12 protein-coding genes are annotated in these 14,481 nt (G+C 73.0%); 7 read left to right on the forward strand and 5 right to left on the reverse strand.

Features of this window, described 5'->3' with window-relative positions:
- Positions 1-53: 53 nt before the first annotated feature.
- Positions 54-983, forward strand: a complete 930-nt coding sequence (locus FGW37_RS31090; protein ID WP_179084114.1) for an AraC family transcriptional regulator — start codon at positions 54-56, stop codon at positions 981-983.
- 88 nt (positions 984-1,071) lie between these two features.
- Here FGW37_RS31090 and FGW37_RS31095 read toward each other — a convergent pair whose 3' ends face one another.
- The gene (locus FGW37_RS31095; protein ID WP_179084115.1) at positions 1,072-2,529 is read right to left on the reverse strand and encodes an amino acid permease; all 1,458 of its coding nucleotides are present in this window, start codon (positions 2,527-2,529) and stop codon (positions 1,072-1,074) included.
- Positions 2,530-2,760: 231 nt separating this feature from the next.
- On the opposite strand from FGW37_RS31095, the gene FGW37_RS31100 reads away from it, so the two are divergent.
- On the forward strand, positions 2,761-3,081 hold the full coding sequence (locus FGW37_RS31100; RefSeq protein WP_179084116.1) for a WhiB family transcriptional regulator: 321 nt from the start codon (positions 2,761-2,763) through the stop codon (positions 3,079-3,081).
- On the opposite strand, the gene FGW37_RS31105 is transcribed toward FGW37_RS31100, so the two are convergent.
- The 3 genes from FGW37_RS31105 to FGW37_RS31115 form a co-directional block, all read right to left on the reverse strand.
- The gene (locus tag FGW37_RS31105; RefSeq protein ID WP_179084117.1) at positions 3,021-3,941 is read right to left on the reverse strand and encodes an alpha/beta fold hydrolase; all 921 of its coding nucleotides are present in this window, start codon (positions 3,939-3,941) and stop codon (positions 3,021-3,023) included. The two genes, FGW37_RS31100 and FGW37_RS31105, sit on opposite strands and share 61 nt — an antisense overlap.
- A 223-nt stretch (positions 3,942-4,164) precedes the next feature.
- Positions 4,165-6,015, reverse strand: coding sequence for a M4 family metallopeptidase (locus tag FGW37_RS31110; protein WP_425506622.1), 1,851 nt, complete (start codon positions 6,013-6,015; stop codon positions 4,165-4,167).
- A 310-nt stretch (positions 6,016-6,325) separates the two neighbouring features.
- Positions 6,326-6,754, reverse strand: coding sequence for a gamma-glutamylcyclotransferase family protein (locus FGW37_RS31115; protein WP_179084118.1), 429 nt, complete (start codon positions 6,752-6,754; stop codon positions 6,326-6,328).
- 100 nt (positions 6,755-6,854) lie between these two features.
- Here FGW37_RS31115 and FGW37_RS31120 point away from each other — a divergent pair, with 100 nt between their 5' ends.
- From FGW37_RS31120 to FGW37_RS31130, 3 genes are read left to right on the forward strand one after another with little or no spacing between them, the layout of a single operon-like run.
- On the forward strand, positions 6,855-9,251 hold the full coding sequence (locus FGW37_RS31120; protein ID WP_179084119.1) for an FHA domain-containing protein: 2,397 nt from the start codon (positions 6,855-6,857) through the stop codon (positions 9,249-9,251).
- A gap of 13 nt (positions 9,252-9,264) precedes the next feature.
- The gene (locus tag FGW37_RS31125) at positions 9,265-9,795 is read left to right on the forward strand and encodes a hypothetical protein (RefSeq protein ID WP_179084120.1); all 531 of its coding nucleotides are present in this window, start codon (positions 9,265-9,267) and stop codon (positions 9,793-9,795) included.
- The gene (locus FGW37_RS31130) at positions 9,795-10,787 is read left to right on the forward strand and encodes a serine/threonine-protein kinase (protein WP_179084121.1); all 993 of its coding nucleotides are present in this window, start codon (positions 9,795-9,797) and stop codon (positions 10,785-10,787) included. Before FGW37_RS31125 ends, FGW37_RS31130 begins: the two co-directional genes overlap by 1 nt.
- A gap of 16 nt (positions 10,788-10,803) precedes the next feature.
- Here FGW37_RS31130 and FGW37_RS31135 read toward each other — a convergent pair whose 3' ends face one another.
- Positions 10,804-12,081, reverse strand: a complete 1,278-nt coding sequence (locus tag FGW37_RS31135) for a streptophobe family protein (RefSeq protein WP_179084122.1) — start codon at positions 12,079-12,081, stop codon at positions 10,804-10,806.
- A gap of 238 nt (positions 12,082-12,319) precedes the next feature.
- Here FGW37_RS31135 and FGW37_RS31140 point away from each other — a divergent pair, with 238 nt between their 5' ends.
- A complete protein-coding gene (locus FGW37_RS31140; protein ID WP_179084123.1) occupies positions 12,320-13,498 on the forward strand; it encodes a DUF6777 domain-containing protein in 1,179 nt (392 codons plus the stop codon).
- A 37-nt stretch (positions 13,499-13,535) separates the two neighbouring features.
- The gene (locus FGW37_RS31145) at positions 13,536-14,258 is read left to right on the forward strand and encodes a DUF998 domain-containing protein (protein ID WP_179084124.1); all 723 of its coding nucleotides are present in this window, start codon (positions 13,536-13,538) and stop codon (positions 14,256-14,258) included.
- Positions 14,259-14,481 lie beyond the last annotated feature (223 nt).

Here is a 14,481-nt window from a genome sequence, read left to right on the forward strand (position 1 = left end):
CAGCGTCTTTTGATCACGGCGGCAGGGTGCGATCGCGGCGGTAAGGTACCGCCATGGACGTACTGAGCGACGCGATCGCCGCCATGCGCACCGGACGCCCCCACTCCTCGCGCTCGGTCAAGCGCGCGCCCTGGGGCGTCCGCTTCCCGGCCTCCGAAGGCGCCGGCTTCCACGTGGTCCTCCAGGGCTCGGCATGGCTGCTGCCGCCCGGCGGCGCCGAACCCGCCCGCCTCGGCCCGGGCGACGTCGTCTTCCTCGCCCACGGGTACGGGCACGGCATCGCCGACGACCCCGGCACGCCGCTGGAGGACGCCTGGTTGAAGACGGACGGCTCCTGGCCGTCGCTCCGTCACCAAGGGCCCGTCCACGGCGACGACACCATCATGCTCTGCGGCGCCTACCAGCTGAACAAGGCGCGGGCCCACCCCCTCCTGACCGACCTGCCGCCGTTCATCCACCTCCCGGCCCGCATCGGAGCCCACGACCGGCTGCGCGCCGCCGTCGACCTGCTCGGCGCCGAACTGGCCGATCCCCAGCCCGGATCCGACGCCGTCGTGCCGGCGCTCCTCGACACCCTGCTGCTCTACCTGCTGCGCACCTGGTGGCTGACCGAGCGCCCCGAGGAGCCGTCCGGATGGGCGGCGGCCCTGAGCGACCCGGCCGTCACGGCCGCGCTGCACGCCATTCACGACGAACCGGCGCGGCCCTGGACCGTCGAGGAGCTCGCCGCCCGGGCGGCGCTGTCCCGCGCCGCCTTCGCCCGGCGCTTCACCGCGCTGGTCGGCCAGCCGCCGCTCGCCTATCTGACGTGGTGGCGCATGACGACGGCGGGCCGGCTGCTGCGCGAGGGCGACGCCCCGCTGCGCACCGTCGCCGAACGGGCGGGGTACACCTCGGAGTTCGCCTTCGCCAAGGCCTTCAAGCGCGAGTACGGGGTGGCGCCGGGCCGGTACCGCAAGCAGGGGGTCGGCCTCTCGGTGTGACCGGTGACCGGTGACCGGTGACCGGTGACCGAAGCGGCCGAAGCGGCCGACGTGATCCGCGGGCCGCACACGCCGGGCCCCGGGCCCGTCACCCTGCCCGGTGCCGGGCCCCGGCGTGTGCGGCCCGCCGCGCCCTGCCCCGGCGCCCGTTCACCAGACCGCACACGATCAGCAGCGCCGCCCAGGCCCCCGTGCACAGGACCTGCGTACGGGAGTCCGGTTCGAGGACCATGACCACCAGGACCGCGCCGATCGCGAGCAGGGCCAGCCGCGTCAGGTGGGGGAACAGCCACATGCGCACCGGCGGTCCGGCTTCCCCGCGTGCGGCGCGGCGGCGGCGCAGGCGCAGCTGCGAGAGGCCGATGAGGAACCAGACGATCAGGATCGTGGCCCCCACGGCGTTGAGCAGGAAGCGGAAGACGGTGCCCGGCCAGATGACGCTGAGGACGACCGCCGCGAAGCCGAAGGCGGCGGAGGCGAGGACGGCGTTGCGCGGGACGCCGCCCTGCGTGACGCGGCCGAGGGCGCGGGGCGCATCGCCACGGTGCACGAGGGAGTACAGCATGCGGGAGGAGCCGTAGATGTTGGCGTTCATGGCCGACAGCAGGGCGACGAGCACCACGGCGTTCATGAGGTGCCCGGCGCCGGGGACGCCCATGCGCTCCAGGGTGCCGCTGTAGGGGCTGGTGTGCGCGGTACTGCTGTCCCAGGGCAGCAGGGTGACGATGACGGCCATGGAGCCGATGTAGAAGAAGCAGATCCGCCAGACGACGGTTCTGGCGGCGCGGCCCACCGCCCTGACCGGGTCGGCGGATTCGGCGGCCGCGATCGTGACGGTCTCCAGCCCTCCGTAGGCGAAGACCGCCGCGACGAGGCCGAGGGCCAGCCCGTGCCAGCCGTGCGGCAGGAAGCCGCCGTGGCCGGTGAGGTGGGCGGCGCCCGGCGCGGCGGAACCGGGCAGGAGGCCGCAGACGGCGAGCGCCCCCAGCAGGAGGAAGACGCAGATGGCGGTGACCTTCAGGCCGGCGAACCAGAATTCGAGGTCGCCGAAGCGCCGGACGGCGGCGAGGTTGCTGCCCGTGAACACGGCCATGAAGAGCGTCATCCACAGCCACCCGGGAACCCCGGGGAGCAGACCCGTCATGATGTCCGCCGCCCCGAGGGCCTCCGCGGCGACGCTGACGACCAGCAGCGACCAGTACAGCCAGCCCGCCGTCAGACCGGCCCAGGGGCCGAGCGCCTTGGCCGCGTGCACGGAGAAGGACCCGGTGGCCGGGTCGGCGGCGGACATCTCCGCCAGCATCCGCATGACCAGCAGCACCAGGCCGCCGGCCAGCACGTAGGCGACGACGATCGCGGGCCCCGCGGCCCTGATCCCCACCCCGGAGCCGACGAACAGGCCCGCTCCGATGGCACCGCCCAGCGCGATCATGGACAGGTGACGCTGCTTGAGCCCGCGCGGCAGCCCGGCGCCCGCCTCCGTGGCGGCGGCGGGCGCGGGCGGGCTCTTACGGGTACCGGCGCTGGCGGGAGGTGGCGCGAGCATGCTGACCGTCCTGGGGCTCAAGGGAGGCGTGGGCGTGGAACCACTACCTACCGATCAGCCGGGCGCGCCACCCTTCCGAGCCACCCGCTCTGTCAGGTATCGACGTCCACATGGTGTGACGTTCACACGGATACCTCACGGATCCCGGGTAACGCGGAGTAGGGAGAGGGACCCACTCACCCCACACACCCGACCGACCCGACCGGAGGGATCGTTTCCATGGATCGCCACATGGACTGGCGACAGTACGGCGCTTGTCTCGACGAGGACCCCGAGCTGTTCTTCCCCGTCGGTACGACGGGTCCCGCACTCGTACAGACCGAGGACGCCAAATCGGTGTGCCGCACCTGCCCGGTGCGCGCGGAGTGCCTGCGCTGGGCACTGGAGTCCGGACAGGAGAGCGGCGTGTGGGGCGGGACGAGCGAGGCCGAGCGGCGGGCGCTGCACCGGGCGGCGAAGCCCCGGCGTGCGGCGTCCGCCGCGGGCCGGGTTCAGCCGAGGAACTCCAGGAGGGCGCGCGTGACGGCCTCCGGCTGCTCCTCGACCAGGTAGTTGCGGCTCCCCTCGATCTCGGCCATGCGGACGTCGGTGCCCTGCCGGGGGAACACCTCTCGCATGTACTCGAAGAACGTCCCGTACGCGAGGCCGAGCATCGGCACGGATATCTTGTCGTACGACTCGAAGTCCGCGATGTCCTTCTGGTACGACTGGAACCAGCCCTTGCTGGCCCGGATCGCCTCGGGCGACGAGTACGCCCGGGCGTAGACGTCCCGGTCCCGGTCGGTGATCGCGTCCGGGTTCACCAGGCTCAGACCGAACATGTAGTCGATGATGTGGCGGTAGCGGCCGGTCAGGATCTGCTCGGGGAAGTCGGCCACCTGGTTGAAGGCGAGCCACCAGCGGTGCGGGCCCTTGTCGCCGGGATTGGGCAGCATGGGGAACTTGTAGTAGCTCTCGTCCGCGTGGGTGGTGTTGAGGATCGCCACCTTCTCGGCGGCGTCGGGGTGGTTCGCCGCGTAGGCGAAGGCGACCATGGCGCCGATCCCGTGCCCGGCGATGCTGACCTTGTCGTAGCCGAGGTGGCGGACCAGCTCGCGGATGTCCCGGGCCATGTTCTTCTTGTCGAAGCCCGACTCCGGCTTGCTCGACCCGCCCATGCCGCGGATGTCCACGGTGATCACGCGGAAGCGGGCGGCGAGCGCGGGCATCACCTTCCGGTACTCCCACCACGTCTCGGGCCAGCCGGGCAGCAGCACCAGCGGCTCGCCCTGACCGCCGGTCACGTAGTGCAGCCGGACACCGTTGACGTCCGCGTACTCGCTGGTGAACTCGCCGTCCAAAGACGCCGCGAGCTCGGCGTTGAGGGCCTTGAGCTCCTCGGCGCCCGTGACCGTCCCTGCGTTTGCCGACACTGCGCTCCCCCTATGTCGTCGACCTGTTGTCGACCTGTCGTCGACCTGTGCTTGGCTGCCGACCAGTAGCGTCCGGGGTGGGTTTGAACGCCCAACCCACTGGTGGCGACGACCATAACAACATCCCCTTCACCGGGCCAGATGTTGTGGATCACACGGAACCCGGCCCGCTCCTCCGCGCGAGGTGCGGGGGAGCGGACCGGGCGGGCGCCGGCGGCAACCGTCAGCGCTTGACGGCCGGGCCCTCCTTGGGGGTGTTGGCCGCGGTCACGTTCACCGCGGCCCAGGCGGCGTCGACCGCCTTGTACTCGGCGCTCTTCTCGCCGTGGATGTCCGCGGCGGCCTGCAGCGTGGCGACGCGGGCCTCGTGGAAGTCGGTCGTCGAGACCATGTAGCGGGTCAGGGCGCGGTAGAAGATCTGCTGCGCCTTCTCCCGGCCGATGCCGGTGACCGCCTTGCCGTCGAACGTGGGGGAGTCGTACTCCACGCCGCCGATGGTCTTCTTGCCGCTGCCCTCGGCCAGCAGGTAGAAGGCGTGCGAGGAGACGCCGGAGCCGGCGTGCACCTCACGGTCGTAGGAGCCCTCGTCCCAGTAGTCGACGGTGCCCTCGAGGACGTCCAGCGACGGCTTGTCCATGCGGCGCAGGAACTTCTGCTCCAGGCCGAGCTTCTCGCCGAGGAGGTAGTTCGGGGGGTTGCCGCCGTTGTTCGTCCGGAACTCCACGCCCGCGCCGAAGATGTCGGCGAGCGACTCGTTGAGCGCGCCCGCCTCGCCGAACTGGTTCTGGCGCGCGTCCACCCGCGTGGGCTGGAAGTCGGCGGTCGCCTCGATCACGCCGTGGCTGAGCTCGTGGCCGGTGACGTCCAGGGCCACCAGTGGCTGCTTGAACGTTTCTCCATCGCCGTCGCCGTAGAGCATGCAGCCGCACTCGGGGGACCAGAAGGCGTTGCCGACCTTGTCGCCGAAGTGCACCAGGGCGCGCGGACCGGAGCCGTCGTTCTTGATGCCGTTCCGGCCGAACGTCGCCTTGTAGTAGTCGTACGTGCTCGTGATGCCGAACTGCGCGTCGACGGCGGCGGTGGCGTTGTCGGTGGCGGTGCCGTCGCCCCAGCGGTTGTCCGCGTCGGTGAACGCCTTGCCCGCCGCGAAGGAGTCGAGCTCCTTGGCCTGGGCGTCGCGGGTCTCCCCGCCGCCGCGGCTGAGGTCCTTGAGGACGAAGGAGTCCTTCGCCGTCTGGGTGGTCGTCAGCGGGACGTTGCCCGCGAACAGCGAGGCGCCGGTGCCGCCCACCTGGGCCGGGAACTGGGTGCCGGACCGCGCCTTGGCCGGCGGCGTGGTCTTGGCGCCGGTGCGCGGCACGGCCTCCTTGCCCTCGCTGCGCAGCTTGGCCTTCAGACGGGGGGAGATGATGCCGTCGCTGAGCGGCGTGCTGCTGATGACCTTGCCGCTGCCGGCGTCCACGACGACGCTGTGGCTGACGCCGGTCTCGGCCTTGCCGCTGCCGGTGACGGTCACGCGGTAGGCGAGGACGGGCTCGGTGCTGCGGGCGTCGACCACGAGCTCGGTCTTGGCGGCCTTGCCGTCCACCGACTTCGCGGCCTTCGCCGCGGCCTGCGGCGCGGTGAGCTTCGGGGCGACCGAGGGCACGGAGACCCGGTGCCGGATCGCCCGGGTGACGCCGAGGTAGTTCTTCTTCGCGTCGAGGTGGACGACGAGGTCGCCGCCGACGACGGGGACGCCCTGGAAGGCCCGGACGAAACGGACGTGGCGCTTGCCCTCGGGATCGATGAGGGTGTCCTTGACGCGGAGCGTCTCGTTCTTGCCGACGCCCGTGGCGTCCGCGTGGGCGAGGGCGGCGGCGGTGGCCGCCTTCACGGTCTCCGCGTCGGCGGCGAGGGCGGCGGCTCTGACCGAGGAGTCCGCGGCCGCGGCGCGGGCCCGGTCCCGGAGGGAGTCGGCAGTGTCCATGGGCTGAGACGGGGCGGCGGACGCCGTGCCCGCCATGGTGGCCGCGGCCACGATCGTCGCGGCGGCGATGAGTATTCGTTTGCGGGTTGTGGGGGTCGTACGCAAGTTCAGCGCCCTTTGCGTCAAGGGCGGTTCGGTGGTCAGCCGTCCGCCTGTCTGCACGCGGTGCCGTCACTCGCGCACCGCGGGAACCTGTGGTCCCGCGGACGACTCTGCCCGTACTGGCATGGGCATGAAAAGATCAGATAGGCGTGATGTCCGGACAGTTGATCAACTGTTAACAATGCCTCAACGCAAGGTGCTTGGGCCGTGACGCGGCGTCAAACTGCAAGTGAAGAGGCAGGGTTCGGCGTCGGGGTTGCGGGCGTCCGTCAATGTCTCGCTATGTGAGACGGTGGAATTTCTGTACTGCTGTCTACGCCGGCCCGTGCGGCCAGCTGCCGCCCGTCACCCGTGTCCCCACCGCCCGCAGCCGCCGCGCCGTCCGGTCCGCCGCGAGATACACCCAGGCGTGCACCGGACCCCCGCGGTCGGGCAGCACCTGCCGCCCGACCCGTACGTACATCTCCCCGCGCCCGTCCGGACCGCACTCCTCCAGCTCGTCCAGGGACGCGAGCACCGCCGCGTACTCCCCGGGCGCGACGAAGATCAGCTCCCCGCGGATCTCCCCGCCCGGCTCGGCCACGGCGTACGGATAGCCGGGCCCCTCGTACAGCACCGCGCCCCGCAGCCGCGCCGGCTCCTCGGCCACCGTGCGGCCCCGCAGGTAGTGCCCGTGGTTGACCTGCCCGGGACGCAGCGTCCCGTAGACGAACACGGGCAGCCGCTCCGGCTCCACCGCCATCTCCCGCTCCCTCCACCCGTGGCCACCGCGCACCACCCATGGCCACCGCCCACCCGTCACCGAAAGGCGGGGGCGGGCGGCCCGCCGTAAAATTACCGGTATGGGAGACCGGCCCGCCGCGCCCTCCGCCCCCGGACTCGTCATCGAGTCCGAAGGCGGCTCGAAGACGATGGCCCCGGTCCGCTCCTACCTCGTGGGGCGCGATCCCCGGAGCGACGTCGTACTGCAGGACGACCGGGTCTCCTGGCACCACGCCGTGCTGCGCCCGGTCGCCGGCCACTGGATCGTCGAGGACACCGGCAGCACCAACGGCACCTGGGCCGAAGGCCGCCGGGTGCAGGTCCTCGACGTCGGGCCCGGCACCGTCCTGCGCTTCGGCAACCCCACCGACGGGCCCGCCGCCGTCCTCAGGAACGCACCGCCCCCGGTCCCGCCGCCACCGCCGCCCCCGGCGGAGCGTCCCTCCTCCGTCGCCATGCCTGCCGCCACCGGCACGTTCCGTCAGCCCACCTCCGTACGCCCGCTGCCCCCGCGCACCGTGCGCATCGGCCGCGGCCCCGACAACGACGTGGCCGTCGACGACCTGGTGGTCTCCCGCCGCCACGCCGAACTGCGCTCCGGGCCGGGAGGCGCCTTCGAGATCGTCGACCTCGGCAGCCACAACGGAACCTTCCTGAACGGCCACCCCGTGCGCCGCGCCCCGGTCCTCCCCGGCGACATCATCGGCATCGGACACTCCGCCTTCTGCCTCGTCGGCGACCAGCTCCAGGAGTACGTCGACAGCGGTGAGATCTCCCTCGACGTCCAGGACCTGTGCGTCCACGTCGAGGCCGACGGGGGCCGCAAGCGGCTCCTCGACGACGTCTCCTTCCCCGTCGAGGAGAAGTCCCTGCTCGCCGTCGTCGGCCCCAGCGGCTCGGGCAAGTCCACCCTCCTCAACGCCCTCACCGGCCTGCGCCCCGCCGACCAGGGCGCGGTGCTCTACGACGGCCGCGACCTGTACCGCGACTACGCCGAGCTCAGGGCCCGCATCGGGCTCGTCCCGCAGGACGACATCCTGCACGTCCAGCTCACCGTGCGCCGCGCCCTGTCCTACGCCGCCGAACTGCGCTTCCCCGGCGACACCGCCAAGGCCGAACGCCTGGCCCGCGTCGAGGAGGTCATCCGCGAACTGGGCCTCGAACAGCGCGCCGACCAGCCCATCCACAGCCTCTCCGGAGGCCAGCGCAAGCGCGTCAGCGTCGCCCTGGAACTCCTGACGAAGCCCTCCCTGCTCTTCCTCGACGAGCCGACCTCCGGCCTCGACCCGGGCATGGACCGCTCGGTGATGAACACGCTGCGCTCCCTCGCCGACGACGGCCGCACGGTCATCGTCGTCACCCACAGCGTGCTCAGCCTGGACGTCTGCGACCGGCTGCTGGTCCTCGCCCCCGGCGGACGGACCGCCTTCTACGGACCACCCGGCGACACGCCCGGCTTCTTCGGGTTCAAGGAGTGGCCCGAGGCGTTCGAGGCCTTCGAGAACGACAAGGACCGGGACTGGACGGGGGAGTACCGTGCCTCGCCCCAGCACCGGCAGTTCGTCGAGGCCGCCGCCGAACAGCCGCGCCTGGCCGCGCCGACGGCTCCGGAGGCGCCGCCCGCGCCGCCCGCCAAGCCCCAGAGCTGGGGCGCCCAGCTGTGGACCCTGATGCGCCGCTACGTGAGGGCGCTCAGCACCGACCGCACCTTCCTGATCATCATGATCGTGCTGCCGTTCGTCACCGGCGCGATGGCCCGGCTGTCCTCGGGCACCCGCTTCGCCTCCGCCGACAAGGCGAACACGGTCCTGCTGATCCTGTGCGTCGGCGGCGTGCTGACGGGCGTCGCCAACGCCGTGCGCGAACTCGTCAAGGAACGGGTCATCTACCGGCGCGAACGAGCCGTGGGCCTGTCCAGGTCCGCCTACGTGATGTCGAAGATCCTCGTCCTGGGCGTGATCACGGTGGGGCAGGCCATCGTCCTGTCCATCGTCGGCCTGGGCGGGGTGGACACCCGCGCGCCCGGCGGGAAGGGCGTGCTCATGCCGCCCCTGATCGAGATGACGCTGGCCCTGGCGGTGCTGTCGTTCACCTCCATGCTGCTGGGCCTCCTGGTGTCGGCGATCGTCCGCCGCGAAGAGGTCACCATGCCGCTGCTGGTGCTCATCACCCTGGTCCAGGTCGTCTTCTGCGGCGGAATGATCGAACTCAACGACAAGCTGGTGCTGGAGCAGCTCTCCTGGGTGGTGCCCTCGCGCTGGGCCCTGGCGGCCATGAGCTCCACGATCGACTTCACCCACATCCCGCCCGCCACCGGACAGCTCCCGCCGTCGGCCGGGGGAGGCGACCCGCTCTTCCGGCACGCCGTCGGCACCTGGCTGCTCGACATGGGCATGATGGTGCTCCTGTCCCTCGTGTTCGCCTTCCTGGTGGCCCGCCTCCTGCGCCGCCACGAGCCCGCGGTCATGCGGAAGTGACGGAGTCGCAGTCATGAGCACCGTCCCCCTCTCGCCCGGCAGCGCGTCCGGCATCCCCGGATTCCTGCCGACCCACGTCGTGCCCCCCGGCGGGCTCGCCACCTGGACCGCCCCCGACGGGACCGTCCCCACCCAGCCGCTGGACCCGCTGCTGCCCGTACGGCTCGTGGAGCGCCGCGGCGAATGGGGGCAGGTGCTGTGCTCCAACGGCTGGGCCGCGTGGACCGACGCCCGGCTCCTGGTCTCGCTGCCGCAGGGACCGCCCGCGGCCGGGGGCCTGCCCGAGCGGACGCAGGACGCGCGCGCCCTCCTGGCCCGCGTTCAGGAGACCCTCGGGCAGTACCGCACGGCGGTGGAGGACCTCGCCGCCGGGCGCACGGACGGGGAGACCTTCGGCCGCACGACCCGGGGGCTGCGGATCGGGGCCGTGGTGGACGGCGACGCCGTCTGGCTCTACGACGCCGGACGGGACGTGTGGTGCTACTTCGACGGCACGGCCATGGCCGCGCTCGCCTCCCCGGCCGGGCCCGGCGGTGAGAGCTGATGGCCGGGGCCGGTGAACGCCCGTCCGAGCTGATCGGCCGACGCATCGCCGGCTACGAGGTGGAGAGCGAAATCGGGCGCGGCGGCATGGCCGTCGTCTACCGCGCCCGCGACCTGCGGCTCGGCCGGATCGTCGCGCTCAAGCTGCTCGCCCCCGAACTGGCCCGCAACGACACCTTCCGCAAGCGCTTCGGCCACGAGTCGCAGGTCGCCGCGGCCATCGACCACCCGCACATCGTCCCGGTGTTCGAGGCCGGGGAGGCCGACGGGCTGCTCTACATCGCCATGCGGTACGTGGCCGGGCAGGACCTGCGCGCCCTGCTCGACCGCGAGGGGCCGCTGCCGCCGGACGCCGTGTGCCGCATCGCCGGCCAGGTCGCCTCCGCCCTCGACGCCGCCCACGACCACGACCTCGTGCACCGGGACGTCAAACCGGGCAACATCCTCGTGGCCGAGGGCACCGACGCCGACCACCCCGAGCACGTGTACCTCACCGACTTCGGGCTGACGAAGAAGTCCCTGTCGCTGACCGGGTACACCCGGGTGGGCCAGTTCGTCGGCACGCTGGACTACGTCGCCCCCGAGCAGATCGCGGGCAAGCCGGTCGACGGGCGGTGCGACGTGTACAGCCTGGGGTGCGTGGTCTTCGAAATGCTGACGGGAGCGCCGCCGTTCCGGCGCGAGGACGACATGGCGCTGCTGTGGGCGCACCAGTACGACGCGCCGCCGCGGCTGTCGGAACGGCAGCCCGGGCTGCCGGAGGCGGCCGATGAGGTCCTGGGCAAGGCCTTGGCGAAGACGCCGGACGAGCGCTTCGAGAGCTGCTGCCTGTTCGTGGCGGCCTTGCGCTCCGCGACGGCGGCGACGCCCGGAAGGGTCCCGGGCGACCGCGGTACGACCTCCCGGCCGCCGGAGGTACCGCCGGACGAGCCGGCGGAGGTCCCGGAGCCGCCGGCGTGGGCGGCGGCGGTCTTCCCCGAACGGTGGCGGTGAGCGGAACGACCTGCCCCTACGGCTTGCCGGCCTCTTCCGCGAGGCCCCGGCGTCCGGCCCTCCGGGCCAGGAGGCTGCCCAGGTAGCCCGCCACCAGTCCCCACAGCAGGCCCACGGCGGTCAGCGTCAGCAGGTGCGGGGTCAGGGCGACCTCGCCGCCGAAGGACGACAGGTCGCCGATGCCCAGCAGCGACAGCCCGGCGCGGGCGGAGATGCGGGTGAGGGCGCCGATGACGAACAGCGTGACGGCCAGCGCCGCCCCCATCTGCATCGCGTGCTCCCAGGGCTGCATCGTCGCGGGGGACCGCACGGCCAGCAGGAAGGCCGCCGCGAGCAGGGCGACCACGGCGAGGGCCACCAGCAGCCACGCCCGCCCGTCGTGCTCCGCGAGCGAGGAGACGGTCACCTTGGACGGTTCGTCACCGCCCCCGCGCAGCACCGCCGTGAGCGCCTTGGGCAGAGGCAGCCCGAGGGACTGGCCCGGCACGCGCCCCTCCCAGGAGCCTGCGAGGCCGAGGCCCAGGGAGATCCAGGCCAGGTTGGGCAGGCCGAGCAGGAGCACCGCCATGGTCCCCGCCGGGTTGCCGCGTGTGACGGCGGCGACGAGCCCGATGAGCAGGCCGAGCAGTACGTAGCCGAGCAGCAGCGCCAGCACGGCGAACGCGGCGGGGCGCACCGGGTCCTGGAAGCGCAGCAGCCGCGACGGCAGCGGCGTCTTGCGGGAGGCCGCGACCGCCACGGCGAGCAGGACGAGCAGCCACAGCAGCCCGAAGCCGAGGGTGGGCCCGACGACCGCGCGGAACCCGACGCTGGGGGAGACGTCCAGGGCCTCCCCGATGTCGCCGAGGAGGGAGTCGCCCAGGTCGATGCGGAAGGTGTGCCGCGCGCCGAGCGCGATGAGCAGCAGGGCGATCAGCCACAGTACGGCCGTACGGGCTACGCGGGCGAGCAGTTCCCGCCCGCCCGCCACCGCGTGGTGGCGCAGCGGGCGCAGGAAGACGACGGCGAGGGCGACCGCGCCGGCCAGGGTCACCGAGAGCGGCACGACGTCGAGCGAGGCCCCCGTACGGCCCAGGACGCCCGCGCCGCCGGACAGTTCCACCGTGCCGCCCACGGCCGAGACGACCGTGGCCGCGGTCACGGCCGGGAACGCGCCCGGCAGGCCGTCGGCGCCGGCGGCCCACAGCCCGAGCGCGGCGACGGCGAACATCGCCGCCACGGCGGCGGCCACGGCGGCGAAGGCGTCCCACCAGACGCGGACGAAGGAGGGCGCGCCCCCGGGCGGCTGGCTCACACTGCCTCCGCATGCCTCGTCGACGGTCGGGTACCCGGGCTCCGGAGGAGGGAGCCCGCAAGGCTCAACGTACGCCCGCGCGGCCCGCTCCACCTGTCGGGATCCGCCTCCCGGGCCACCCCTCCCCGGGCGAACCCCGCTTGCGGCCCGTGCCGGTCTGCGGCACACAATGACCACGGGGGGCGGCGAGATCCCAGCGCAGGACCCACCAGAGGACCAAAACGGAGGAGCAGGGCCCGTGTCGTCCGAACCACCGTCAGAAGACCGCCCCACCGGCCCGCCGTCCGGCCCTCTCTCCGGTGGGGGAAGCGGATCCGGCCAGGCCGGCCCGCCCACCCCGGCCGAGCCGCCCGAGCCGACCCGGGCCGACTGGCCCTCGTCCGGCGGCACCCGGAGCGTGCCCTCGGGCCCCGAGCCGCCCGGTCCTCCCGCTCCGCCGACCGGCGACCACGCCGCGCAGCCGCCCGGCGATGAACCCAGGCCCCCTTGGTGGCGGTCCGGTCCCAAGGTCGCCCTCGTCGGGGGCCTCGCGGTGGTCGTGGCGGCGCTCGCGGTCTTCTTCCTCCGGCCGGAGGGCGGCGGCGAGGTCTTCCTCCAGGCCGCCTCGGCCGAGGGCAGGGACCCCTTCACCCCGTCCACCGCCGAGGACAAGGGCACGAAGGAGGCGACCGCGGCCCCCGTCTCCCCGGCCCCGGGCGGCACCCGCACCATCGAGGGCTCCAGCCCCGGTCTCTACGGCGGCAGCGAGAACGAGTCGAGCTGCGACGTGGAGCGCCAGATCAAGTACCTGACGGGCGATCAGGCGAAGTCCCGCGCCTTCGCGAGCGCGGCGGGCATCCAGCCGGGTGAGATCCCCGGCTACCTGCGCGGCCTGACCCCCGTGCAGCTGCGCTCCGACACCCGTGTCACCAACCACGGCTACAAGGACGGCTCGGCCACCCCCTACCAGGCGGTGCTGCAGGCCGGAACGGCCGTCCTGGCCGACAACCGGGGCATGCCCCGGGTGCGCTGCGCCTGCGGCAACCCGCTCGGCCCGCCCGTCGCGATCAAGGGCAGCCAGAAGACCCGGGGCCAGAGCTGGAGCACGTACAAGTCGTCCCAGACCGTCGCCGTCGCCCCGGCCCGCACCGCCATCGCCGTGATCATCATCTACGACCCGCGCACCGGCCAGTGGTTCGAACGGCCGGTCGGCACCGACGGCAGCAAGGACCGCCCCGTCCCACCCCCCAAGGGCGGCGTGACGTCCGGCCCGGCCCTGCCGCCGACGGAGGAGCCGACCGCCACCGAGCCGTCGAAGCCGTACACGTCCCCGCCGCCGTCTCCTCCCACGGCCCCGCCCTCGCCGAAGCCGCCGACCGAGCCCGGGCCCGCCTACGGCCCGCAGAACCGGAACGCCGGATCCGGGGGAGCGCCGTGAGCCGGACCGCCCGGCGGCGGATCTGAGACCGCCTCCCATGTCCGACGCGCCGCTCGTGCCCCGGTCGCAGGAGGCCGGGCCCCGCCCGGCCCCGGCCGCCGCCGGGGCGCGGGCGGCCGCGCGCGAGCTGCGCCCGGCGTGGCTGCTGGCCGCGGCGGCGGTGGCCTACAACGCCTGGCTGCTGGAGCTGGTCCTGCCCACGGGCCTGGACGCCCGGCACTCCTACGTCAGCGAGCTCTACGCCGCCGACCAGCGCTTCCACGGGCTGTTCGGCGCGATCGAGATCGTCACCGCCCTGCTCGTGGCCGCGGGAGCGGCTCCCCTTCCGTGCCCGCCGGGCAGCAGCCGCTGCGTCCTTGCGAGCCGCTGGTCGCTGGTCGCCTTCGCCGCCTCCTCCGTGGCGGACGTCATCGTGCCGATGCGCTGCGCCCCCTCGGTGAACAGCGCCTGCGAGGTGGTCAACCCGTTGCACACGGCCACCAGCGCGCTGGCCCACGCCGCGCTGTTCGCCTCGATGGTGCTGATGGTGGCGTCCGCGGCGGGCGGCACCCGGTGGCCGCTGGTCCGCCGCTGGGGGCCGTGGGTCCTGGCCGCGGCCCTGACGACCGCCCTGCTCACGGTCGGACCGCTCATCGGCCGGCCGGGCTGGCACGGTGTCCCGCAGCGCGCGCATCTGGTGCTCGTCGGGGTGTGGCTCGCCCTGCTGGCCGCCTCGTTCGGCGGCGGGCCGTCGAGAACCGGTCGTCACAGGAGCACGTGACGATCGAATCTGGTCGATTGTGCAGGAGGGTGAAGGGTTCCGGAGGCCCCCGATCGCTTGGACGGCCCGGAGTCCGTCCGGAAAGCGAACCTGATCAGGAACCCACCGGTCAGGGCGAGTTCACTTCTGCATGGATCTGCCGCTTCGTCAACAGGCGGTGTTTTAAAGCCATGACGCATTGCTGCAGTCTTGTGAACGCAATGTTTCCAACAAGACGATCATC

The organism is Streptomyces rectiverticillatus (assembly GCF_013394065.1).
Lineage (GTDB): Bacteria > Actinomycetota > Actinomycetes > Streptomycetales > Streptomycetaceae > Streptomyces > Streptomyces rectiverticillatus.